The 21,805-nt window shown below is 63.3% G+C and carries 22 protein-coding genes; 11 read left to right on the forward strand and 11 right to left on the reverse strand.

Going from position 1 to position 21,805, the window contains the following annotated elements:
• Nucleotides 1-1,738: acyl-CoA dehydrogenase (locus NEI07_RS00965; RefSeq protein WP_256032099.1), on the reverse strand; the 1,738-nt coding region annotated here is incomplete at its 3' end.
• 87 nt (nucleotides 1,739-1,825) lie between these two features.
• On the opposite strand from NEI07_RS00965, the gene NEI07_RS00970 reads away from it, so the two are divergent.
• The 6 genes from NEI07_RS00970 to NEI07_RS00995 all read left to right on the forward strand — a co-directional run bounded on the left by NEI07_RS00970 (nucleotide 1,826) and on the right by NEI07_RS00995 (nucleotide 5,477).
• Complete coding sequence (locus tag NEI07_RS00970; RefSeq protein WP_256032100.1) at nucleotides 1,826-2,437, forward strand: hypothetical protein; 612 nt, start codon at nucleotides 1,826-1,828, stop codon at nucleotides 2,435-2,437.
• 38 nt (nucleotides 2,438-2,475) lie between these two features.
• Nucleotides 2,476-2,700: an FmdB family zinc ribbon protein gene (locus tag NEI07_RS00975; RefSeq protein ID WP_256032101.1), complete on the forward strand. Its 225-nt coding sequence runs from the start codon at nucleotides 2,476-2,478 to the stop codon at nucleotides 2,698-2,700.
• The gene (locus tag NEI07_RS00980; protein WP_256032103.1) at nucleotides 2,673-3,572 is read left to right on the forward strand and encodes an alpha/beta fold hydrolase; all 900 of its coding nucleotides are present in this window, start codon (nucleotides 2,673-2,675) and stop codon (nucleotides 3,570-3,572) included. The genes NEI07_RS00975 and NEI07_RS00980 overlap by 28 nt, the downstream gene beginning before the upstream one ends.
• 181 nt (nucleotides 3,573-3,753) lie before the next feature.
• The gene (infC, locus tag NEI07_RS00985) at nucleotides 3,754-4,281 is read left to right on the forward strand and encodes a translation initiation factor IF-3 (protein WP_256032104.1); all 528 of its coding nucleotides are present in this window, start codon (nucleotides 3,754-3,756) and stop codon (nucleotides 4,279-4,281) included.
• 242 nt (nucleotides 4,282-4,523) lie between these two features.
• Nucleotides 4,524-5,246 carry a hypothetical protein gene (locus NEI07_RS00990; RefSeq protein ID WP_256032105.1) on the forward strand — a complete coding sequence of 241 codons (723 nt, stop codon included), beginning with the start codon at nucleotides 4,524-4,526 and terminating at the stop codon, nucleotides 5,244-5,246.
• A 30-nt stretch (nucleotides 5,247-5,276) separates the two neighbouring features.
• Nucleotides 5,277-5,477, forward strand: coding sequence for a hypothetical protein (locus NEI07_RS00995; protein ID WP_256032106.1), 201 nt, complete (start codon nucleotides 5,277-5,279; stop codon nucleotides 5,475-5,477).
• Between the two features lie 28 nt (nucleotides 5,478-5,505).
• On the opposite strand, the gene NEI07_RS01000 is transcribed toward NEI07_RS00995, so the two are convergent.
• From NEI07_RS01000 to NEI07_RS01035, 8 genes are all read right to left on the reverse strand, one after another.
• The gene (locus NEI07_RS01000; protein WP_256032107.1) at nucleotides 5,506-6,336 is read right to left on the reverse strand and encodes an ABC transporter permease; all 831 of its coding nucleotides are present in this window, start codon (nucleotides 6,334-6,336) and stop codon (nucleotides 5,506-5,508) included.
• Nucleotides 6,333-7,079: an ATP-binding cassette domain-containing protein gene (locus NEI07_RS01005; protein WP_256032109.1), complete on the reverse strand. Its 747-nt coding sequence runs from the start codon at nucleotides 7,077-7,079 to the stop codon at nucleotides 6,333-6,335. Before NEI07_RS01005 ends, NEI07_RS01000 begins: the two co-directional genes overlap by 4 nt.
• On the reverse strand, nucleotides 7,076-8,029 hold the full coding sequence (locus NEI07_RS01010) for a YVTN family beta-propeller repeat protein (RefSeq protein ID WP_256032112.1): 954 nt from the start codon (nucleotides 8,027-8,029) through the stop codon (nucleotides 7,076-7,078). The genes NEI07_RS01005 and NEI07_RS01010 overlap by 4 nt, the downstream gene beginning before the upstream one ends.
• A gap of 131 nt (nucleotides 8,030-8,160) precedes the next feature.
• The gene (locus tag NEI07_RS01015) at nucleotides 8,161-9,339 is read right to left on the reverse strand and encodes an ABC transporter substrate-binding protein (RefSeq protein ID WP_256032113.1); all 1,179 of its coding nucleotides are present in this window, start codon (nucleotides 9,337-9,339) and stop codon (nucleotides 8,161-8,163) included.
• A 65-nt stretch (nucleotides 9,340-9,404) separates the two neighbouring features.
• Nucleotides 9,405-9,806 carry an EF-hand domain-containing protein gene (locus NEI07_RS01020; protein ID WP_256032115.1) on the reverse strand — a complete coding sequence of 134 codons (402 nt, stop codon included), beginning with the start codon at nucleotides 9,804-9,806 and terminating at the stop codon, nucleotides 9,405-9,407.
• Between the two features lie 90 nt (nucleotides 9,807-9,896).
• A complete protein-coding gene (locus NEI07_RS01025; protein WP_256032116.1) occupies nucleotides 9,897-12,287 on the reverse strand; it encodes a TonB-dependent receptor in 2,391 nt (796 codons plus the stop codon).
• Between the two features lie 283 nt (nucleotides 12,288-12,570).
• The gene (locus tag NEI07_RS01030) at nucleotides 12,571-13,299 is read right to left on the reverse strand and encodes a DUF1614 domain-containing protein (protein ID WP_256032117.1); all 729 of its coding nucleotides are present in this window, start codon (nucleotides 13,297-13,299) and stop codon (nucleotides 12,571-12,573) included.
• 215 nt (nucleotides 13,300-13,514) lie between these two features.
• A complete protein-coding gene (locus NEI07_RS01035) occupies nucleotides 13,515-14,846 on the reverse strand; it encodes an ATP-binding protein (protein WP_256032118.1) in 1,332 nt (443 codons plus the stop codon).
• Nucleotides 14,847-14,954: 108 nt separating this feature from the next.
• Here NEI07_RS01035 and NEI07_RS01040 point away from each other — a divergent pair, with 108 nt between their 5' ends.
• Entirely contained in the window at nucleotides 14,955-15,575 is a 621-nt protein-coding gene (locus NEI07_RS01040; protein WP_256032119.1) for a response regulator transcription factor, read from the forward strand.
• A 126-nt stretch (nucleotides 15,576-15,701) separates the two neighbouring features.
• On the opposite strand, the gene NEI07_RS01045 is transcribed toward NEI07_RS01040, so the two are convergent.
• Together NEI07_RS01045 and pqqA are read right to left on the reverse strand one after the other, a co-directional pair.
• Nucleotides 15,702-16,739 (reverse strand): cytochrome-c peroxidase, encoded by a 1,038-nt coding sequence (locus NEI07_RS01045; protein ID WP_256032120.1) that lies wholly within the window; start codon nucleotides 16,737-16,739, stop codon nucleotides 15,702-15,704.
• A gap of 160 nt (nucleotides 16,740-16,899) precedes the next feature.
• On the reverse strand, nucleotides 16,900-16,959 hold the full coding sequence (gene pqqA / locus NEI07_RS19655; RefSeq protein ID WP_407659836.1) for a pyrroloquinoline quinone precursor peptide PqqA: 60 nt from the start codon (nucleotides 16,957-16,959) through the stop codon (nucleotides 16,900-16,902).
• A 366-nt stretch (nucleotides 16,960-17,325) separates the two neighbouring features.
• On the opposite strand from pqqA, the gene NEI07_RS01055 reads away from it, so the two are divergent.
• The 4 genes from NEI07_RS01055 to NEI07_RS01070 are packed head-to-tail and all read left to right on the forward strand — an operon-like array spanning nucleotide 17,326 to nucleotide 21,756.
• Complete coding sequence (locus NEI07_RS01055) at nucleotides 17,326-18,426, forward strand: molybdopterin-binding domain-containing protein (RefSeq protein WP_256032124.1); 1,101 nt, start codon at nucleotides 17,326-17,328, stop codon at nucleotides 18,424-18,426.
• Nucleotides 18,417-20,054, forward strand: coding sequence for a formylmethanofuran dehydrogenase subunit A (locus tag NEI07_RS01060; protein WP_256032126.1), 1,638 nt, complete (start codon nucleotides 18,417-18,419; stop codon nucleotides 20,052-20,054). The genes NEI07_RS01055 and NEI07_RS01060 overlap by 10 nt, the downstream gene beginning before the upstream one ends.
• Entirely contained in the window at nucleotides 20,042-20,950 is a 909-nt protein-coding gene (gene fhcD, locus NEI07_RS01065) for a formylmethanofuran--tetrahydromethanopterin N-formyltransferase (RefSeq protein WP_256032127.1), read from the forward strand. The genes NEI07_RS01060 and fhcD overlap by 13 nt, the downstream gene beginning before the upstream one ends.
• Complete coding sequence (locus NEI07_RS01070) at nucleotides 20,947-21,756, forward strand: formylmethanofuran dehydrogenase subunit C (RefSeq protein WP_256032128.1); 810 nt, start codon at nucleotides 20,947-20,949, stop codon at nucleotides 21,754-21,756. Before fhcD ends, NEI07_RS01070 begins: the two co-directional genes overlap by 4 nt.
• Nucleotides 21,757-21,805: the final 49 nt, after the last annotated feature.

Consider the following 21,805-nt stretch of genomic DNA (forward strand, 5'->3'; position numbering starts at 1 on the left):
ACTTCCCAAGCGCCGCATGCGACTCGTTCACCGATGCGCCGCCGTCGATCACGCTTTTCGCCAATCCAGGCGCGGCGATCGCGATATTTTCGGCAAAGAAGCGCGCGAGCGCGGCGTAGCGCGCCGCATTCGCATCGGCTTCGCGCTGCGCGCGCTTCGCGCCTTTGACGAGCAGCGTCACGCCGCGCGCGAGCGCGAAGAGGCGCAGATAGGGCGTCGCGCCGGCGAGCGCGCCGGCGATTTCGGCTTTCGTCAAAAATGCGCTCGCCTGCGCCAGCGCTTCGACACTCTCGCGCAGCGCCTCGCGCGCGACATCGGCTTCGCGCGCGATGGCGCGCATATCGTCGATCTCTCGCACGAGCGCCGCGCCGTCGCCGCCGCGGATCTTGCGCGTCACGAGATCAATCGACTGAATGCCGTTCGTGCCTTCGTAAATGGCGCAGATACGCGCGTCGCGCATGAGCTGCGCAACGCCGGTCTCCTCGATATAGCCCATGCCGCCGAAGACCTGAATGGCGAGTGAGGTCGTCTCATTGGCGATATCGGTCGAAAACGCCTTGGCGACGGGCGTCAGTAGAGAAGCGCGCTCATGCGCCGCCGCCGCGCGCGCCGGATCGCTTTCGCGATGCGCGCGATCGATCGCGGCGGCCGTCTCGTAGCAGATCGCCCGCGCCGCCGCCGTTGAACTCGCCATGGTCAGCAACATGCGCGCGACGTCCGGATGCTCGATGATCGCGCTCGTCTCCTTGGCGCCGGGCGCGCGCCCCTGCTTGCGCTCGCGCGCGTAGCCCAGCGCCATTTGCGTCGCGCGTTCGGCGAGCGCCACGCCTTGCAGCCCGACGGAGAGGCGGGCGTTGTTCATCATCGTGAACATGCAGGCGAGGCCCTTGTTCTCCTCGCCGATGAGATAAGCGACCGCGCCGTCCTCATCGCCATAGATCATGGTGCAGGTCGGCGAGCCATGGATTCCGAGTTTGTGTTCGATGCCGGCGCACCGCACATCGTTGCGCCGCGTGAAGCCGCCCACTTCGTCGGGCAGGAATTTCGGCGCCAGGAAAAGTGATATGCCGCGCGTGCCGGCGGGCGCGTCGGGAAGACGCGCCAGGACGAGGTGCACGATATTGGGCGCAAGATCGTGCTCGCCATAGGTGATGAAAATCTTCTGGCCGAAGAGACGATATGAGCCGTCGTCGGCGCGTTCGGCGCGGGTGCGCATCAATCCGAGATCGGAGCCGGCGCCGGGCTCGGTCAGATTCATCGTCGCCGTCCATTCGCCGCTGACGATCTTGCGCTGATAAACGTCCTTCAGCGATTCGCTGGCATGCGCCTCCATCGCCTCGATCGCGCCATGGCCGAGCAGCGGGCAAACGGCGAAAGCCATGTTGGCGGCGTTCCAAATCTCCGTGCAGCCGGCGTTGAGCAGGGCAGGGAGGTCCAGTCCGCCATAGTCCTCGCCGGCCGCGATGGCGTTCCAGCCGCCTTCTTTCCATTGCGCGTAGGCCTCTCGCCAGCCGGGCGGCGTCGTGACGGCGCCATTGGCGTAGGTCGAGCCCACGCGATCGCCGATCTGATCGAGCGGCAGCAGAACCTGTTCGGCGAATTTCGCCGCCTCGGCCAGCGTCTGTTCGGCGACGCCGTCAGCGAGATCGCGGTAAACGCCGTCCGCCTCGATCGCGCCTTCGCCGGCCGCGAGGCGAAGCGCAAAAACAATGTCGTCGAGCGGCGCGCGGTAGGTCATCCGATTTTCTCCAATCCGAATCGTTTCACGGAATCTAGCGCGCCAGCGCGGGGCGCACGGGCCGTCTCCTCCACGGCCATCTCCTTCATGTGCGTCAAAACGCATATTTCGCCTCATGAGTCCGGCATTCACAGAAGTATGGGTAAGAAAGGGCGCTTCAATTACGAGGAGCGGGCGGCGGAGGCGCGCGCGGCGCATCAGGAAATCGGCCGCACTTTCGCGCGACTCAAGAATCGCAATGACGAGAAAGATCATGCGACGATCGCCTGGAAGGCGGCGACCGCCCGCTTTCACGACGCATTGCGCCTCGCCTATCCGGCTGATTTCGGAGAGGATATCGAACGGCTGAAAGCAGGCGACGCGCGTGGACTCGAGGGCGTGATTCGCTTTCTTGAAGCCGATCCGATGTTTTTCGGCTCTGGCTACGCCAAGGCCGATCTCATTCGCTTCATCAACCGCATGACGCTGACCGAGCATCAGGCGGACCGCCTGCGCGCGGTTGCTCTCGCGATCGTCGACCGGCGCGCGTCGCAGGAGTTTCGGCGCTATTGCCGACTGGCCGCGAAGGTCAACCACCCAGGCTTGCGAGAGGAGCTACGGGTTCGCGCGGCGTGCGGCGATCCCGCCGTCGCGCGGCGGGCGCGCTGGATGCTCGCCTATGTCGGATCGCCGCCTTGCGCGAGGCGCGCCGGCCAGTAAAATCGGCGGATCGTCAATTCGGCAGATCCGAGGGCCTAATGCCGCTTTTCGCCTATCGCTGCAGTGACTGCGCGCATCAGTTCGAGACTTTGTCGCGTTTCGATGAGATCCCCGAGTGCCCCGCGTGCGGCGGCGCCCATGTCGAGCGCCAGTTATCGCTCATCGCCCGACCCGCCGCAGGCGGAGAGTCCGGTGAGAGCTGCGCCGCGATGGCGGGCGGCGCGCCCTGTCCGAGTTGCCCGGCATTAGCGGGCCAGATGTGACGTCGGCGGCGACGCTTCTGGGGGCGCGCCGCATCGTCGTTCCGGCGAACGGAATAGAGTTTGAAGTTTTCGAGGCGGGCGCGGGTGATCGTCTCGCGCTGCTTTTGCACGGCTTTCCCCAGCACGCCGTCATGTGGCGTCATCTCGTCGGACCGCTCGCCGCCGCCGGATACCGCGTTTGGGCGGTCAATCAGCGCGGCTATGGCGCCACGACCCGCCCGGTGGAGGAAGACGCCTATTCGCTCGAGGCGCTGACAGCCGACCTCGCCGGATTGATCGACGCCGCGAATCCCGCTTCGGTCTCGCTTATCGGCCATGATTGGGGCGGTTTCGTCGCCTGGGTCGCCGCCATTCGCAAGCTGCGGAAGATCGACTCTCTCGTCGTTCTGAATATTCCGCACCCCCTGTGCTTCCGGCGCACGCTCGAACAGGAGTGGAGACAGAAGCTGAAGTCCGCCTATGCAGCCTTCTTTCAGCTGCCCTGGCTGCCTGAACGACTGCTGTCGGCGCGGCGCGGCGCCGGCACGGAGTGGCTGATGCAGCGGGCCGCAGGCCGGGACGGCGTTTTCTCAAAAGAGGCGATGGACATCTACCGCGCCAATGTCGCGGCGCCGGGCGCCGCCAGCGCCATGCTCAATTGGTATCGCGCCGCGGGCCGCGATATTCTGGCGGCGGAAGACCTCGACGAACGGATCGATGCGCCGACGCTGGTCGTCTGGGGGCTGGAGGACGCAGCGCTCGGGGAGTCCTGTCTTGACGGCGCGGAACGCTATGTTCGCGATCTGCGGATCGAGCGTCTGCCAGGCGTGTCGCATTGGACGCCCGAAGACGCGCCGGAAAAAGTTAACGAGCTGATTTTGGGCTTTGTTTAAAATATTCGACGTTCCCGTCGCAAAAAGCAGCGTGTCGGGGCCAGTAAAGGTTGACTTGGCGCGCTGGCGTGGGAATCTGTTCCATGGTCCCGGACTCCTGCGTCCGGCGGTCGCTGTTTTGCGCCTTTGGCTCAGCGGCCGGCTTTTGGCCAAGAGAAGGAGATGATCCATTCGCCGTCCAATGAAGAGCATCGCAGCCCCCCAAAAGGAAGGGCCGCGCATCAATCGGGAAATTCGCGCGCGAGAAGTGCAGCTAATCGATTCCGAGGGGAAAAATCACGGCGTCATCCAATTGCCGGAGGCGCTGGGCATCGCCGAAGCGGCGGGACTCGATCTTGTCGAGATTGCGCCCAACTCCACGCCCCCCGTCTGCAAAATTCTTGATTACGGGCGTTTTCGCTTCGCCGAGCAAAAGAAGGCCGCCGAGGCCCGCAAAAAGCAGAAAGTCGTCGAGGTTAAGGAAATAAAGCTTCGCCCCGGCATCGACGATCATGATTACGGCGTGAAAATGAAGGCGGTGCGCCGCTTCTTCGAAGAAGGCGACAAGGTTAAGGTCACTCTTCGCTTTCGCGGCCGCGAAATCGCGCATCAGGACATTGGCTATCGACTTCTGTCCCGCGTGAAGGCTGAGACTGCCACGCTGGCCAAGGTCGAACTCGAACCGTCCATGGAAGGACGGCAGATGGTGATGGTGCTGGCGCCTCGATAGCGCGCGTCTCGCCGCAAGGGCAGGAGCCGGGCTGCGGCCGAGGGGTGGCGATCGCTATGTTTGGATCTGGGTTTGTCACTCTGACCGCGCGTCGCGCTTGCGTTCTCGGCGCAGCGGCGCTGATCGCTGCGGGCGTCCCGCCAGCCAGAGCACAGCTGGTGCTGCCTGGGGCGGTCGCCCCGACTCCGGAAGGGACGGTCGCTAGTCCCGGACAAGCAAAGAAAAGGTCCATTGGCGGCGAGATGGGCGCGGCCGCGGGGCCGGCCATCATGCCCAAGGCGCCCGCCGAAGACGCGATCGTCGGAAAAATTCTCAAACGCGACGGCGAGGGAAGCGCCATAGAATTCTCCCGGGCCGGCGCAGACCTGCAAGTCGCCAAGCTCACGCTTGTCGGGGACGATTTGCGACGCTCCGGCGAAGCCTGCCGAGTCGAAGTGGCCGGAACGCCGTTGAAGCTCGCCGCCCGCCAGAGCGACACCGGATTGCGTCGCTATCAAATCCTATTTCCAGCCTGCGGCTTCACATTCGACGTTCTTGACGGCGCGATTCTCGTCACCAACGAGGGCAAGGCCTGCGAACTGAAGGACGCGGGTTGCCGCGCCGATCCCGAAGGACTCTGGGGGATGAGCGCGGATGAAATCGACCCCAAGAAGGGCGAGGAGATGCTCGGCGCCCGCGCGCGCGTTGAGAAGACGGTGCGAAGCACATTCCGGTCGCTTTACGACCAGAACAAGAAGGAAAAGGCGATCCGCAACTTCATTGTGAAGGAGCAGGCGGGCTTCTCCTCCTGGCGCGAGGAAGTGTGCCGGTCCTATGCGCGCGAGCCGGATTTCGGCTATTGCGCCTTGAGATTGACCGAAGCGCGCGCCATCGCGCTCGGCGCGCAGCTCGCCGCTGGCGTCAAATTGCCGCCTGGGGTCGCCGAAGAGGTCGCGGCGGAGAACACGAAGAAGGACAAGAAGTAATCGCGGCGTGGGTTCGCCGGAGGGGGCGCAATGCTGAAATCAGCGACGATGACAATCGTTCTGGCGATGCTCCTGTCGCCGCATTCCGCCGCAGCGAGCCCTTGGACCGAAGGACAGGCCGAGTGGTTCAGGCATGGCGCGCGGCATGGGCGCTGGGACTGCTACGGCAAATGTCCTGAAGGGCGCGTTCACAATCGCGCAACTCAGCGTAGCCATCATCGTCCGCGCTGACGCCGACGACGCCAGCATCCACCATCGTTCAACCGCCCCTGCGCATCAACATGCCGCGCCCTGGATCATATGCGAGGATCGCCGCGACCAGGAATGCGCTCGTGTAGGCGAAGACAATCGCGAGCGAGGTCCACTCGACTTTCTCATAAAAGGCGAAGCGGATCAGTTCGACCGCATGCGTGAACGGATTGACCTCGCACAAATAATAGAGCCAGGGGCTCGACTCTTTCACGCGCCACAGCGGGTAGAGCGCGGAGGAGGCGAAGAACATCGGAAAAATCACGAAATTCATCACCCCCGCGAAGTTTTCGAGCTGTTTGATCAGCGATGACAGCAGCATGCCGAGCGCGCCAAGCATCAGGCCGCTGAGCGCGAGCGCCGGCAGCAGGGTGAGATAGCCCCATTTCGTCGGCGGCTCGATTTCCCAGAAATAGGCGATCACCAGGAAGGCGTAGACCTGCAGGATCGAGACGGCGACGCCCGCCAGAAGTTTGGAGCCGAGCAGAAACCAGCGCGGAAAGGGCGAGACGAGCAGCGTGCGCATATTGCCCATTTCGCGGTCGTAGACCATCGAGAGCGAGGACTGCATGCCGTTGAACAGCTGGATCATCGCCATCAGGCCGGGCGCGATATAGACCTCGTAAAGAACGTAAGTTTCGTAAGGCGGGATGATCGAAACGCCGAGCACCTGCCGGAAGCCCGCCGCGAAAATGAAGAGCCAGACGAGCGGGCGCACCAGCGCCGAGACGAAGCGTTCGCGCTGATGCAGAAAGCGCAAGCCTTCGCGCCAAACGACTCCCGAGAGGCAGATGAGATATTGGCGAAGGGTGAAGCCTCTCGGCGCAGCAATTTCGCTCATGCCGAAAGCTTCTCCTGACCGATCCCGGCGATGCGCGAGAAAGCGTCGCCGATATTTGCCGCGCCCTGCGCCGCGACGATCTCCCGCGCCTGGTCGGTCGCGAGCACCTTGCCCTGATGTAAAATGACGACCTGATCGTCGTCGGCGATCTCGTCGACAAGATGCGTGGTCCACAAGACGCCGAGACTCTTTTCCCGCACCAGATCGCGAACGAGCGCGAGGAGATCGGCGCGCGCCTTGATGTCGAGTCCGACCGTCGGTTCGTCGAGAAGCAGCAGCCGCGGATCGTGCAGCAGCGCGCGCGCAATTTCGACGCGGCGCATCTGTCCCCCAGACAGCGCGCGCGCCTTGTCCTTGGCGCGGTCCGCGAGGCCCGCGCGCGATAGCGCCGCCTGTCCAAGGCGGCGCGCGTCGATCGGGCCGATGCCATGCAGGGCTGCGTGGTAAAGCAGATTCTGCATCACGCTGAGTTCGAGATCGAGCGTGCGCGCCTGAAAGACGACGCCAAGCTGGCGCAGCGCTGCGCCGGGCTCGCGCATGACGTTATGGCCGAAGATGTCAATCTCGCCGTGGCGCGCGGCATAGAGCCGCGTGATCAGCGAGAACAGCGTGCTCTTGCCCGCGCCGTTTAATCCAAGCAGCACCGTGAAGCTGCCGGCCGGGACGGAAAAGCTGACGTCGTCGAGCGCCTTGCGCGCCCCATAAGAGTGGCTGACATTTCTGATTGCGAGCGCGTCGGTCATTGCGGCGCCACGACGACGCCCCAGGGGAAAGCGCCGACCGGGATCGACTTCACCACTTTGAGCGATGCGACGTCGATCACCGAGACGTCGTTGGAGACGCCATTGGCGGTGAGCAGATATTTTTCGTCGGGCGTGAAAGCGAGATGCCAGACGCGCTGACCGACGAGCAGATATTTTTCGACCTTTTTCGTCTCGGCGTCGATCACGGCGATGCGATTGGCTGGCCCCAGCGCGACGAAGGCGCGTTTTCCGTCGCGCGTGAATGAGATGCCGATCGGCTGGATCGCCTCTTTCGACATCGCCGGAATGTCGAAGCTGATCTTCTGCTTCAACTCGCGTTTCGCTGGATCGATGATCGCGACGGTGCCTCCGACTTCAGACGAAACCCACAGCTCCGACCCGTCCTTCTTGAACTCGGCGAAACGTGGCCGGCCGTCGACGAGAATATTCGCGACGATCTCTTTCGACTGCGTGTCGATCAGATGCGCCATATTGGTCGTTTCCGAGGTGTTGACGAGCAGCTTGCCGTCGGGACTGATGGCCATGCCCTCGGGTTCGACGCCGACGGGAATGTCGCCGATCATTTCTTTCTTCTTCACGTCGATCAGCGTGACGAGATTGTCGTTTTCGTTCGAGACATAAATCACGTCGCCATCGGGACTGAGCGCCAGGAGCTCGGGATCCGGGCCCGAGGGCAGCTTGCCGGTAACCTTGAGCGTCTTCGTGTCGAGCACTTGAATGGCGTCGTCGTCGCCGGCGCAGATGTAGAGTTCGGAGCCGTCCTTGTTGAGCGCAATGCCGCGCGGACGTCGGCCGACCTTCACCGTCGATGTCGCTTCCATCTTCTCCGTATCGAGGACGGTGATGGAATTGCCCTTCTCGTTGCTGACGTAAGCCTTGTAGGCGTGGGCTGGCGCGATCAAAGTTGCGAGCAGCGCCGCGACCCACAACCCCCTCCCTGTCCCTCCCCCGCTTCGCGGGAGAGGGGACGCCAACGATCGGCCTTTTGCGAAAACAAAGGAAAGGCCGAATCTGCTCCCTCTCCCGCGCCAGCGGGGGAGGGTTGGGGAGGGGGCGTTCGTCACTTCAATGTGCATTTCGTCTCCGGCTGATCGACTCCAAGCGTGTCGAGTTCGCTCGTTTGATGGAGAAAGCCTTCCTGCGGCGAAACAGACACGATCATCCGCCCGTCGGAAAGCAGGATCGGCTGGCGCAATTGCTGGTTCCAGGGCCGCAGCGTAAGCCGCACGCCTTTGAATGCGGCGATGGAGAAGTCCTTGCCGAGCAGATAGAGGCCGAGCTTCTCTGGGTCGTTGGACCCCGTGCGCGTTGCGGCTTCGCCGATCATCCGCATGGCGAGCCACGCGGCATTGTCTCGCGCATTCATCAGGCGCCGGAACGTCTGGGTGAAGCGGTTCTGCAACTGAAGCGCGCCCCATTGCTCATGGGAGGGGTCCCAGCTTGTCGGCGTCAGGCCGCCGGAGCCTGCCACAGGACGCGGGTCCCAGGTGCGGTAGGGCAGATAACCGCCAAAGACCTCGCTCTCGTCGGCGGCGATGAGCGCGTCATAGGCGGGCGCGTTCTGCGTCAGGACCGGGATCTGCCGCTGGGTCTGCACGGAGCCGGAATCGCTGCGGCGTCCGCCGCCGGTGTCTTCATAGACGCGTTCCTCGACGATCTTTGCGCCAAATTTCTTGGCGCTGTTGCGGAAGGCTTGCGCCAAAAGTTCGTCTTTCGGATGCGAGCCCTTGATGAGCAGCCAGCGGCGCCATTGCTTCCAGATGAGATATTGCGTGAGAGCATCCGCGAGCATCGACCGCGTCGGCGCGACATGGATGACATTGGCGCGGCAGTCCGCCTCGCGAAGCCTGTCATCCGTCGCGGAGACATTAAAAAGCACGGCGCCTTTCGGCTTCGCGCGCTCGGAAGCGGCAAGCAGCCGTTCGGGCGAAAGATCGGCGATGATGAACAGCGCGCCCTTGTCCAGGAGCGCGTCGAGGGCCGCCACGAGGTCATCGCCGTCCTCGAGCTTGGCGTCGATCGCCTCGAACGTCTGGTTGGTAAATTTGCCTGTGGTGTTGTTGTCGGCTGCACCCGTCAGCGCCCCCGCGAGCGTGTCGTCGGCGGCCGGAATATCGAGAATGGAGAGGGTCTCTCGGGCGTGCGCTTCGCGCAACACGCCGACTTTGACGTTGACCGTTTCAGCCGCGACCGGCGCGGCTGAAAGCACCAAACAGAAGGCGGCGACCAAGCTTTTCATATTGCCTAGATGGCCGCTTTGGCGCGCGGGATCAAGTTTTTCAGAGCCCGCGCGCCTTCCTCGATTCACCGTGTGACGCGCAGCAGCGCCTTACCCTTCTTGGATGCGAGCTCCTTGGCGTCGAGCGTGCCGTCATTGTCGGGATCCGCATCCTTGAACAGGCCGGAGACCATCGTCAGAAATTCGTCCTTTGAAAGCGTGCCGTCATTGTCCGGATCGGCCGTTTTGAAGTCCTTCTTCGAGACGCGTCCCTTCAGCTCTTTGATGTCGACCGTCCCGTCCGAGTCCTTCTCAAGACGCGTAAAAAGGTCAGTCGCAGACTTATTGATTTCCTTGAGATCGACAGTTCCGTCGTCGTCCGTGTCGAGCGCGGCGACGGGGCCAGTCGCCTTGGCGAGCGCGGACGTCGCCGGCAGCGCCGTCACGCCAGCAAGCGCGAGCGCGCCGAACAGCAATGCTTTCTTCATGTGCGACTCCTTTGGTAAAGCCATCGCACGCAATATAGCGCGGGCGCCGCCGAACCGGCTAGCGGCTCGCGACATTCCTCCCCTCTGGAGTCAGTAGGTGATCTTCACGCCCCCATAGACGCCGAGCGGCGGTCCGATCGAGACCATGCGCGGATTGTTGAAGGCGAGGAAGGAGATGTCATTCGTGTCGAAAAACGTGCCGAAGCTGCGCGCGCGCGTGTTGGTGACATTTTCGAGCAAGCCATAGACCTGGATGTTCGGGCCAAGCTGATAGGATGTGCGAAAATTGAGGATCGCATAGGAAGGCAGCGTGCCGGCGATGTTGATTTCGTCGCCCCGAATCCATGGGCCGGAGGAGTAGACGACGTCTGCCCCGATTTTCCACAGCGGGTTAACGGCGAAATCGATTCCGCTTTTAAAGCGGTGGCGCGGCACCGAGGTTAGATTGGCGCCTGGCGTCACCAGGATGGAGCCGCCGGTCCCAAAAATCGCGGTCGCCGGATTATCGGGCGCGCCGAGCACGATCGTCGAGCGGAACGTCGCGTCCGTGAGCGTGTAGTTCAGAAAGGCGTTCACCCTTTCGGTCGTGTAGCGGAACGACGATTCGAAGCCTTGGCGCAGAGTCGTGCCAGCATTGGTGAAATAGCCGCGGCCGTTGATCGCGCTCGGCACGCTCAGAATGTCATTGAAGCTATAGGTGTGGAAGACGCCAAGGCTCCAGTTGAGATTGCCGGGAAGCGCGTCGGCATAGGCGGGCAGGACCGCCGGGACGGCAAGATCCCCCCGAAAGCCGGCTTCGATCGTTTGCGCCTCGACCTGCTTCAGCGGCGGATCGGCGACGAGGAAGTTGTCGATAAGACAGGGCCGGTTGGGATCGGCGCAGCCGAGTTCGAGCGGGGTTGGCGCGCGGTTGGCCTCGGAGTAGCTGGCGTAGGCGGAGACGTTCGGCAGTATCTTGTAGGTCAGGCCCGCGACGGGATTGATGCGGGTGAAAATGCCATTGCCGTTCAGCGTCGTTCCTCTCATGTCATAGAGCGCGATGCCGGCGCGATTGAAGCGCGCGCCCGCCGTAACCTTCAAATCATCCGTCAGATCGAGCGAGTCGAGCGCATAGACGCCGAGATAATCATTCGCCGCACGCACAGAAACGCTGGAGATGCCGGTAGCCTGCTCTTCGACAATGTAGCCGAAGCCTCCGACGACGAGATTGGGCTGAATGACGCCGAGCTCCTCATTGGCAGAGAAGGCGGTCCAACCATGATCGTAGCTGACGCCGAAGGTGATCTTGTTGTGAAAGCCGAAATAGATATCGTCATTCGTGACCTGCACCGTGCCGCCGACGGTGCGCGAACGCGTCCAGGTTCTATCGATCGCCCCGAGCGGGACCTGTCCGTTGAAAAAATTGGGGATGTTTGTGTCGCCGGCGTCGCTCTCGCATAGCGACTCGTCGACTTCACATTCGAATTCCGTCGTATTGCCGTCGACCCTCGCCTGATCGAAGGCGCGGTAATGGACGTCGCCAAAGAGCTTCCAGGTCGGCGTCGCCTGAAACACGCCATTGATGTCGAACATCGAGAGCGTGTTCTTGATCGTCTGCGGCGTGGTGAACACCGCGCTTTCGTCGAGATTGGTCAGATCGACCGGCGCCGGCCCTGAAACGCCGAACTTGTTATTGGCGAGCGTCACATTGGCGTGGATCTCGCCGCTCTCGCCGCGGTAGCCGACATCGCCATAGAAGCGCTTGATGTGCGCGCCGGAAAACTGGCGGTAGCCGTCGTCGCCGAGCGCCTCCATCGCCATGTAGGTGGCGAACGGGCCGGAGATGAGACCATGCTGCATTGACGCTTGGCGACGGCCGCGGCTGCCGAAACGTCCGTCGAGTTCGAAGCCCTGCCAAGTGAAGCCGGTTTTCATGTCGAGCGTGACGGCGCCGCCGATGGCATTGAGGCCGAATAGCGGGTTGCCGGTGACAAGCGTGAAGCGATCAATCGCAACGCTCGGAATCATGTCCCAGTAGACGTTGTCGCCCCAGGCTTCGTTGACGCGAATGCCGTTCTGATAAACAGCGAGGCCTTGCGGCGTTCCGGCGATGGGCGAGGCGACGAAGCCGCGGAAATCGATTTCCGGCAGGAAGGGGCCGCCCGCCACGTCATTAACGATGACGCCCGGCGCCTGACGGACAAGGTTGTCCGTGAGATTGAACGCGCGCGTGTTCTGCAGCTCATTGCCAGTGATCGTATAGGTCGCGGCTGGAACAGCGTAACGCACGATGGGAGACGCCGGCAGAGCAGGCGTCGCCGGCGCTGACGTCACCGACGCCCGACCTGTCGGGGTCGAGGGCGTCGTCTGAACAGGCGGCCGCGCGGTCGAACGCAGAGGCGCGCCTCCCACCTCGATCGTCGGCAGCGCCTGCTGCGCGCGGGCTGTTGTGGCGAGAGAGGCGCAAAGAGCGATCAGCGAGACCTGTTTGACGAAGCGCATGAGAGACCTGGAATTCGAAACCATGTTTGAATGAGTTATATCGACGCGGCCCGCAGCCGGTAGTCGCCAGAGGCGACAAACCGGCAATATTTCCCGTCTGTTGCGCGACGGCTACACTTCTGAAAAATAACGCAAATTTGCGGATGCATTCCTGTGTCTATCGGGAATATGTCCCGACTCGCGCGACAAAGGCGAATGCTCTGCGCGCCGGCGTCAACAACCGATCAATCGCGTCGAGCACACGCTGACTCGCACGCGGGTTGTTGGCTCGGCGCCGATCGAATTACGTCGTCGCCGAAACGCCAGTGGTTTTCCGGCGCAAGGGCAGGCTCGCGATCAGCACCGCAAGTATTCCGGTGACGAAAATGCCGTCGAAGGTTCCTGCGCCGCCAAACGAGACGATCGGCGTCCCGATGCCCTCTATCTTATCAAGATTGAGTAAGTCGGCGCCGATGATTGTGCCGAGACTGCCGCTGACATAGGCGACCGGCGCGGCGAACTCGCGCGACAACAGAATCGCCAGAGCCGCCGACAACAATGGCGGCGCCAGAATCGGCACGCTAATGCCGGCGCCGGGCACAATCCGCGCAAAGTAATGGACCACCACAGCGACGATCGCCGTCGCAAGCGCTGCGACGATCCAGATGTTATTGCGCACGAGCAAATAGATCGAAAGCAACAGCGGAATAACGGCGCCGCCGACATTGACGGCCAATATCATTCCTGGCCAATCGACGACCATTGGGACGACATAGCGCCTTCCGAAAAAGTCGATCATCTCCTGAGGAACGACGCGTTCGTCGGAGAAGTGCGCGATCGGTATGTTCACGTAGCTCCCCAGAAGCGACGCGAGCAAGAGGAGCGTCGCAAATTTGGAGCTCAGGCCGATGCGGCCGAAAGCATAGCGGAGCACGCCAAACTGGATCAGCAGGAACAGCGCGATGAGTGCGCCCAGGAAGACCGCGTAAAGGATTGGCGGCAGCGGGAGATAGTCAATGTGTTGTGAGTTCACGCGCCACCCCGTGCATTGCGGTGCGTCGACCGTTAAGCCGCATATAGGGGCGAAGCGACGCCGGGCGAGTTGAGTCTCAGATAGGCGAAGGACCGCGAGCGGAGCCTGCCCTTAGCTTGACCCTCATGGCGGTCCGGCGCGTCTGCCAGAGCGGATGATCGCCCCATCTCGTTTCCGACCGCGCAAGCCGATCAGCCATGCGATTGGATTGTCGCTCAATGACGCGCCGCTCCGCCCTCGCGCATCGGCAGCGACGCGGTTAGCCGCGCGCCGCCCTTTGCGTCGTTGGCAAGCGTGAGCGCGCCGCCGAGCGCGCCGACTCGTTCGCTCATACCGCGCAAGCCGAGACCGCTCGAGGACGCGGAACGAGTCGCTTGGAGACCCGCCCCATTGTCGCGCACGACAATATGCAATGCGCCCTTCGACCGCTTGACGGCAACCTCGACTCGATTGGCGCCTGAATGCCGAAGCGCATTGGCGAGCGCTTCCTGCACGATGCGATAGGCGGTGAGCGCGGTCGCTTCTTCGATGTCCCCTGACGCGCCGTCGAGCGAAAGTGCGATGGCGACCTGCGGGTTGGTTTCGCGCCAGCCTTGCGCCAGCGCCTCCAACGCGTCGGCAAGTCCCATTTCCTCGAGGGCGGCGGGACGCAGCCGGCCGAGAATGCGCCTGTTGACCTGTTGCAGGGCGGCGATCTGCGCGTCGATGCGGGCGCAGTCTTCGGCGAGCCGTGTCGGGTCTGCGCTTGAGCCCGTCACCCGTCGCGCCAACGCGCCAACGCCAGCGCGCACCGCGAACAGAAAGGGGCCGATTTCGTCATGCAGATCGCGGGCGATATCTTTTCGCTCTTCGTCCTGCACATGGATCATGCGCCGCACGAGCTTGCGATTTTCTTCGTCGAGTCGTTGCAGCGTTGCGGCGAGCGTGTTGATTCGTTCGGCAATGATGACGAATTCCAAAGACCCGTCGGCGGGAACGCGCATAGAATGCTCGCCGCGCTCCAGAAGCTTCAGTCCCTCCGCGAGCGTCGCGACCGGACGCAGCGTCCGCGACACGGCGAGCGAAACGAGCGCGAAGGCGACGGCGGCGATTCCCGCGCCGCCGATCGCGAGCCAGACAATCTCCTGCCAAATCTCGGCGATCTCATCCGCAGGATTGGGAGCGATCATGATCGCGGCGCCGCGCCCCGTTTCGATTCTGGTCACGGCGTCGTTTGGCAGCACGAGCCGGGTGAACCACTGCGGCGCGCGGTCGACGTCCTCCCGAGCGGGCGTTTCCTCTCCGGCGAGCGTGACGCGAACATGGCGCAGCCGCCGCGCGTCGGTGAGAAGTCGCGCGATCTCCGCCTGCGGATCGGGCGCGGCGTCAAGCCGCGTTAGCGTCGCTTCTATGAGTTCGCGCGCAAGCCGCGTCGCGCCGTCGGCTTCGGCGCGAACGCGCGCGCCCGCATGCACGACGAGCAGGCCGACGCCGAGCGCCAATCCCAGCGCAAGCACGACGCCGAGCAGCAGCGACAGGCGAAGGCGCAGGGAGAGCCTTCGAAGCATGGGCAAATTCTCTAGAGAAGCGTGCGACTTTACGAAAGGCCCCAAATGCCGGCAATGTTTCGCCGCCTGCCTTCGGCAGGCCCGGGATACTTGGAGCCACGTCAGATTATGCGCGTTCTTATCGTCGACGACCATCCGATCATCGTTTCCGGCTGCGCGGCGATGCTCGCCGGCGAGGGGGACATCGACGTGGTCGACGCGCGAGACGCGGAGACGGGTCTCGCCGTCTTCGTGGCGCAAAAGCCGGACGTGACAGTCGTCGACATCGGCCTGCCGGGGGTTTCCGGATTCGAATTAACGCGGCGGATTCTCGAAGCTGATCCGCAGGCGCGCATCGTCATCTTCAGCATGAACGACGATCCGATCTTCGCGGCGCGCGCGATTCAGATGGGGGCCAAAGGCTATGTGACGAAGAACGACGATCCCTATCTTTTGCTGACGGCGGTGCGCGAGGTCGCGTCCGGCGGCGTTTTCCTCATGCCCAAAATCGCCAACCGGCTGGCCTTCGAAAAGAGCGGCGGCGCGGCCAGTCCGCTCTCGGCGTTGACCGCGCGCGAATTGGAGATTTTGCGAATGCTCGGGCGCGGGCTCGGAACGGCGGAGATCGCCGACGCGACTAAAGTCTCCTACAAGACCATCGCCAACAGCTGCTCGATCATCAAACGAAAGCTTGGCGCCCGCACGCCGATGGAGCTGATGCGCATCGCGCTCGAACACAAACTGACGTGAGAGGCGTATCCCTTCTCCCGCATGCGGGAGAAGGTGTCGTCGCGAAGCGACGACGGATGAGGGCCCTCACCCGGTCCTGCTTTGCAGGACCACCCTCTCCCGCGAGCGGGAGAGGGGACGCGCGGCCTATTTCGTCTCCGCGTCCGGATAGGGCTCCGGCGGCGCGTAATTCACAGGAATCGGACCCGTCAGCGCGCCGAGAAAGGCGACAATGTCGGCCGCGTCCTTCTCCGACAGCTCCTGCCCGAGCTGCGTTTTGCCCATGATTTTCACGGCTTTCGTCAGATCCTCGACCGACCCGTCGTGAAAATAGGGGGCCGTCTGCGCGACATTGCGAAGGCCCGCGACCTTGAAGACATAAAGGTCCGCGTCATTCTTTGTGACGTCCGCGCGACCCCTGTCCGGCGTTGCGACTCCTGTCGCCTTCCCGTAGTCGCTGACGACGCCGAATTTCTGGAAGGAATTGCCGCCGACGCCCGCGCCATTGTGGCAGGCGACGCAACCTAGATCGATGAATTTGCGCAGCCCGGCCTGCTCTTGAGTCGTCAGCGCCGCAGCGTCGCCCAGGAGGAAGGCGTCGAATTTGGAGGGCGTCAGCAGCGTGCGCTCGAAGGCGCCGACCGCGACGCCCCAATTCTTGGAATTGATGGGGTCCTTGTCGCCGGGGAACGCCTTTACGAAAGCGCCGGCGTAGGCGGGAACCGCCTTCAGTTTGCTCATCGCCGTGGCTTGATCGGGATTGCCGAAGCTCGCAGGGCCGAGCAGCGATTTTTCCGCCTGGTCTTCGAGCGATTCGCGATCGCCGCGCCAATGCTGCTTGAAATTCAGCGCGGCGTTGAAGACCGACGGCGCATTGCGCGGATTCTCCTTGCCGAACACGCCGATCGCCTTCGGCAGCCCGTCGCTCGCCTGCTTGTCCGGCAAATGGCAATGCGCGCAATTGACGTTGCCGTCCATCGACACGCGGTTTTCGAAGAACAGCCGGCGACCAAGCTCGATTCGCGCCGCCGTCACCGAATCATTGGCAGGGGAGGGAACGACGATCGGCTGGAAATTCAGTTTTGCGTCCTCAAGAAGCGTCTTCGCGCTCGGAGGCTCCGCGCGGGCGGTCGCAGCGATGAGTAGGAGAGAGCCGAGGGCGATGAAAAAAGAAGGCGCGCGCAAAATCGACGCTCCTGTTCGCGGCCACTCGTCTCGCCGACGTCGGCCAAAATGATTCGAGCCGGCGATACGAAAAGCGCAACCGCTTTGCGCAGCGCTCTTCTTGCCGGCTCGATTTTTGGAATTCGTTGGCGGCTTCGGCGAAGCGAAGGCCGCGCCGAAATTAGATCTCGGCGGACTCGTAGCTGGTGATTTCCATGCCGACGCAGACTTCGACAATCACGGGAGTCGTCCAGGCCATTTTTTCCTCCGTATTAGAACTCTTTACGGCTCTGCCTGCTTATGTGGCGCATCGCGCCCGCAGGTTTAAGCTCGGCGCAGCATTTAACATGATCGCCGCCGCTTCGCAAATGGGATGCGGCGCACAATATCGGCCGCTGGCGATGACAGCTGAGCGCTTCTCGTGAGCCTCGGATGCAAATGACGCAGCCGAACGTCTCGACAGTCGCCGTGACGGCTGATAGGCATAAGCAAAACGCGGGAGGAGCCGCCCGGCTCGGCGAGTAGACGCTAAAAAACAAATGGATAGCGTTCACTTCGCCGTTAAGCTTTTGAGCTTGGCCGGGGCAGGTCGCAAATCGGGGTAGGAATGGAGACAGCGACGCTCGACGGCAAGGCGATTGCGCTTGGCGACGCCTATAAACATGCCGCCAAAATTCTCAGTGGGGCGGCCTTTCCGCTCGTCGCCGGCCTCGGCGCCGACGTCGCCGGCGCGCGCGCCGCGATCCTGTTGGCCGAGCGGCTGAAGGGCGCCTTCGACCATCTCGCGTCGCGCGAAACGCTCGCCGATATCGACGTCAAGCGTTCCTTCGGCATGTTCACGACGACGGCGAATGAGGCGCGCCTTCGCGGCGACTGCGTCGTGCTGATCGGCCCGGGGCTGACGCGCGCCTGGCCTGGAATGCTCGAGCGCCTTGCGCTTGCCGAGCCGCCGCGCCGCGGGGCGCAAGCGCAGCAGCCGCGCAAGGTGATTTGGGTCGGGCCGGAAGGCGACGAAGCGAACGCCGTCCCTGGCGCAAAGGTTATTCCGGCCTCTGTGCAGGAACTTTCCGGCGTGCTGGCGGCGTGGCGCGCACGCTTCGGCGGACGGCCAGTGGCGCTGGGCGCTGAAAAAGTCGCTCTCATTGACGGCCTCGTGGAGACGCTGCGAAACGCGCGCTTTGGCGTCTTCGTCTGGTCGGCGTCGACGCTCGATCCGCTGGCGATCGAAATGATGCAGGCTTTGGTGATCGAACTCAACGCCACGACCAGATTCACCGGCGTCCATATCGGCGGCCGTAGCGGCGCTTCGGGCGTGACCCAGGCCGCCGGCTGGATGACGGGCTTTCCGCCGCGCACGGGCTTTGGCCGTGGTTATCCGGAGCACGATCCGTGGCGTTTCGAGTCCTCGCGGCTTGTCGACAGCGGCGAGGCGGATGCGGCGCTGTGGATTTCCGCCTTTGACGGCGAAAAGCCTTCTTGGTCTCGCGCCGACATTCCGCTCATCACGCTTGCGCCGGCGCATACCTCGCCGTCTCGCGGGCTGTTCATTAAAGTCGGTCAGCCCGGCGTCACGCATGACGCGGTGCTGATGAGTCAGGAAACCGGCGGCATGACGCTGCGCAAAGCCAGCGCGCCCACGGACGCGCCGAGCGTCGCGCAGGCGATCGGCGCCATCATGGCGGAAGTTTCGGAGGGCGCATGGCGCTGACAGTTTTGCGCGGCGGCCATATCGTCGATCCGGCGACCGGCCAGGACGCGATCGGCGACGTGTGGTTCGAGGATGGCCGCATCGTCGAGCGGCCCGAAGGGCGCAGCGCCGATCACGAGATCGATGTCTCCGGCCATATCGTTATGGCCGGCGCGATCGACATCCATTCGCACATCGCCGGCGGCAATGTGAACACGGCGCGACTGCTGCTGCCGGAGCTGCATCGTGCGATTCGGGCGCGGCTCGCCGACACGCCGCTTTCGACCGCGAAATGGTCGAGCTACGAGACGGGCCGTCTCTATGCGCAGATGGGCTTCACCACTGTCGTCGAGCCGGCGATGGCGCCGCATCACGCCTTGCAGACCCATCTCGAATTCAACGACGTGCCGATTATCGACAAGGGCGCGCTCACCGTGCTCGGCAACGACGATTTTCTGCTCGGCATGCTGCGTGACGGAGAGAAGGACGGCGCGATCAACGATTACGTCGCGCAGACCGTCGAGAACACCCGATCGCTCGGACTGAAGTGCATCAATCCCGGCGGAGTCGAGGCCTTCAAGGAGAACATGCGCGCCTTCGGGCTCGACGACGTCGTGCCTTTTTATGGGCTGACGTCGCGCCAGATTTTCCAGGCGCTGCAGAAGTCGACGCAGGCGGTGGGCATCGCCCATCCGCTGCATCTGCACATGAACAATCTCGGCCTTGCCGGCAATATCGACACGGCGCTCGCCACGATCGACGCGGCGCAGGGGCTGCCGCTGCATCTCGCGCATGTGCAGTTCTACGCCTATGGCAAGGAAGGCAAGAACGGCTTCTCGTCGGCCGGCGCGCTCTTCGCCGAGAAGGTCAACGCCAATCCGAATGTTTCCGTCGACGTCGGCCAGGTGATGTTCTCCGACACGGTGACGATCTCGTCCGACGTTCTGAAACAATTCAACAGCCTGCCCGGCGCGATTCCCAAGAAGGGCGCGATCTTCGATGGCGACGCCAATGGCGGCGGCATCGTCCCCTACGCCTATAAGATTTCGAACTACTACAACGCCATCCAATGGGCGGCGGGCCTGGAGCTCTTCCTGCTCATTGATAATCCCGAGCAGGTGTTCTTCACCACCGACCATCCGAACGGCGGTCCCTTCACGACCTATCCGGAGCTCTTCGCGCTGCTGATGAGCGCTGATCTTCGCGCGCAGCATCTTGCGCGTCTTCCGGCCGACGTGCTGGAGCACACGACGCTGCCGTCGATTTCGCGGGAATACACGCTTTACGAAATTGCGCAGATGAGCCGCTCCGGCGCCGCGAAGCTATTTGGCTTTGTCGATCGCGGCCGGCTCAGTCCAGGCGCCGTCGCCGACATCGCCGTTTATAAGCCCGGACGCGACGTCGCCGGCATGTTCCGGCGCGCGGCGCTCGTCTTCAAGGACGGCGCCCTCGTCGTGCGCGATGGCCAAGTCTCGCATTACACGCGCGGCAAGACGCTGCATATTCGTCCGCGCTACGATCAGCAGATTACGAATCGCCTCGATTCCTATTACGACGATCTTTACGGTCTGCCGCGGAGCATCTTCGACGTGCCCGACGCCGCGCTGCCGCACAAGGACGCCTTTGCGGAGGTTCCATGCCGGATATAATTCGCAACGGCGTGACGATAGACGACAATTTCGCCGAAGCCTTCCCGATGAGCGGGACGGGCATTCTGATCACCGCGCCGAACGCCAAATGGGCGCGGCAGGCGGCGCTGACGATGACCGGTTTTGCAACGTCGGTCATCGGCTGCGGCTGCGAGGCCGGAATCGATCGCGAAGTGCCGCCGCAAGAAACGCCGGACGGACGCCCGGGCGTGCGCGCGCTGCTCTTCGCCATGTCGTCGAAAGATGCGGAGAAGCAGCTCGTCAACCGACTCGGCCAATGCGTGCTGACCTGTCCGGGCTCCGCGGTCTATTCGACGGTCGCCGGCGAGTTCGAAATCAAGGTCGGCGACGCGCTGCGCCAGTTCGGCGACAAGTGGCAGATGTCCAAGGTCGTCGACGACCGGCGCTACTGGCGCGTGCCGGTCATGGACGGAGAGTTTTTCTGCGAAGGCAAGGTCGGCCTGACCAAAAAATCCGTGGGCGGCGGCAATCTTTTGATCATGGGCGCGGACTGGGACAAGACCATGCGCGCGACAGAGGCCGCTGTCTCGGCCATCGACGGCGTCGCCGACGCGATTGCGCCCTTCCCCGGCGGCATCGTGCGCTCGGGCTCAAAGGTCGGTTCGAAATACAAGGGCATGAGCGCGTCGACCAATGACGCTTATTGCCCGACGCTGCGCGGCGTCACCAAAAGCGAGCTCGACGCGGATATCGGCTGCGTGCTTGAAATCGTCATCGACGGCTTGACCGACAACGCCGTGCGCGAGGCGATGCGCGCGGGGCTTCACGCCATTATCGAGATGGGGCCGGAGCAGGGCGCCAAGCGCGTCGGCGCCGGCAATTACGGCGGCAAGCTCGGTCCGTTTCATTATCATCTGAAGGAATTGCTGCCGTGAAGCCCTTTACCTTCACGCTTCGCCAGGAGCCGCCGCAGCGCGTCGATCTCTCGGCGCTGACGCCCGACCGCCTTGCGGGAAAATCCGTCGCGCAGATCGAAGCGATCGAACTCGGCGTGACGCGCATTTCGACGAAAGTCGGCGATCTCTTCAAGGTTTCGGAAGGCGATCTGAAGACTGTTCGCTTTGAAGGCGGCTCTTCCCGCTTCGATCTTCTCGGCGCGAAGCTTCTGCCTGGCTTTGCGATTCATGTCGAAGGCGACGTCGGTGCGCAGTGCGGCCGTCTGGCCAAGGGCGGCAGGATCACCGTCGCCGGCAACGCTGGTCCGCATGCGGCGTCCGGCAACCTTGGCGCCGAGATCGAGATTAAGGGCGACGTCGGCGAATTCCTCGCCGGTCCGCTCGCGGGCGAACTCGCCGGCATGGCTGGCGGGCGCGTCATCGTGCGGGGCAAGGCGGGCGAACGCGCCGGCGACCGGCTGCGCCGCGGCATTCTCGTCATCGAAGGCGACGCCGGCGAAGATCTCGGCGCGCGCCTCATCGCGGGCACGATCCTCGTTTTGGGCGAAGCCAAGGGGCGCGTCGGCTATCTGAACAAACGCGGCTCGATTGTGCTCGCGCGCGGCGGCTGCTTCGGTTCGACCTATGTCGACTGCGGCGCGCATGAGCTTACTTTCGCAAGGCTCTTCGCACGCTCTCTGAGGGATCATAGCGCCCCCGCCGCCGATCTCCTGTCGCGCAAGCTGCGCCGCTATGGCGGCGACACGGCGGTCTTTGGCAAGGGCGAGATATTGACCGCCGACTGACGGGCATTACCCTTGCTAGGAAGCAAACGCCCTCGAGCGGGCGCTTAGC

Origin of the sequence: Methylocystis suflitae (assembly GCF_024448135.1) — a bacterium.
GTDB lineage: Bacteria > Pseudomonadota > Alphaproteobacteria > Rhizobiales > Beijerinckiaceae > Methylocystis > Methylocystis suflitae.

Excerpts from the sequence above, each read along its gene's own strand:
- NEI07_RS00970 (WP_256032100.1), top strand. The coding sequence starts at position 1,826 with ATGTGCGTCAAAACGCATATTTCGCCTCATGAGTCCGGCATTCACAGA.
- NEI07_RS00975 (WP_256032101.1), top strand. The coding sequence starts at position 2,476 with ATGCCGCTTTTCGCCTATCGCTGCAGTGACTGCGCGCATCAGTTCGAG.
- infC (WP_256032104.1), top strand. The coding sequence starts at position 3,754 with ATGAAGAGCATCGCAGCCCCCCAAAAGGAAGGGCCGCGCATCAATCGG.
- NEI07_RS00990 (WP_256032105.1), top strand. The coding sequence starts at position 4,524 with ATGGGCGCGGCCGCGGGGCCGGCCATCATGCCCAAGGCGCCCGCCGAA.
- NEI07_RS00995 (WP_256032106.1), top strand. The coding sequence starts at position 5,277 with ATGCTGAAATCAGCGACGATGACAATCGTTCTGGCGATGCTCCTGTCG.
- NEI07_RS01000 (WP_256032107.1), bottom strand. The coding sequence starts at position 6,336 with ATGAGCGAAATTGCTGCGCCGAGAGGCTTCACCCTTCGCCAATATCTC.
- NEI07_RS01005 (WP_256032109.1), bottom strand. The coding sequence starts at position 7,079 with ATGACCGACGCGCTCGCAATCAGAAATGTCAGCCACTCTTATGGGGCG.
- NEI07_RS01015 (WP_256032113.1), bottom strand. The coding sequence starts at position 9,339 with ATGAAAAGCTTGGTCGCCGCCTTCTGTTTGGTGCTTTCAGCCGCGCCG.
- NEI07_RS01020 (WP_256032115.1), bottom strand. The coding sequence starts at position 9,806 with ATGAAGAAAGCATTGCTGTTCGGCGCGCTCGCGCTTGCTGGCGTGACG.
- NEI07_RS01025 (WP_256032116.1), bottom strand. The coding sequence starts at position 12,287 with ATGCGCTTCGTCAAACAGGTCTCGCTGATCGCTCTTTGCGCCTCTCTC.
- NEI07_RS01035 (WP_256032118.1), bottom strand. The coding sequence starts at position 14,846 with ATGCTTCGAAGGCTCTCCCTGCGCCTTCGCCTGTCGCTGCTGCTCGGC.
- NEI07_RS01040 (WP_256032119.1), top strand. The coding sequence starts at position 14,955 with ATGCGCGTTCTTATCGTCGACGACCATCCGATCATCGTTTCCGGCTGC.
- NEI07_RS01055 (WP_256032124.1), top strand. The coding sequence starts at position 17,326 with ATGGAGACAGCGACGCTCGACGGCAAGGCGATTGCGCTTGGCGACGCC.
- NEI07_RS01060 (WP_256032126.1), top strand. The coding sequence starts at position 18,417 with ATGGCGCTGACAGTTTTGCGCGGCGGCCATATCGTCGATCCGGCGACC.
- fhcD (WP_256032127.1), top strand. The coding sequence starts at position 20,042 with ATGCCGGATATAATTCGCAACGGCGTGACGATAGACGACAATTTCGCC.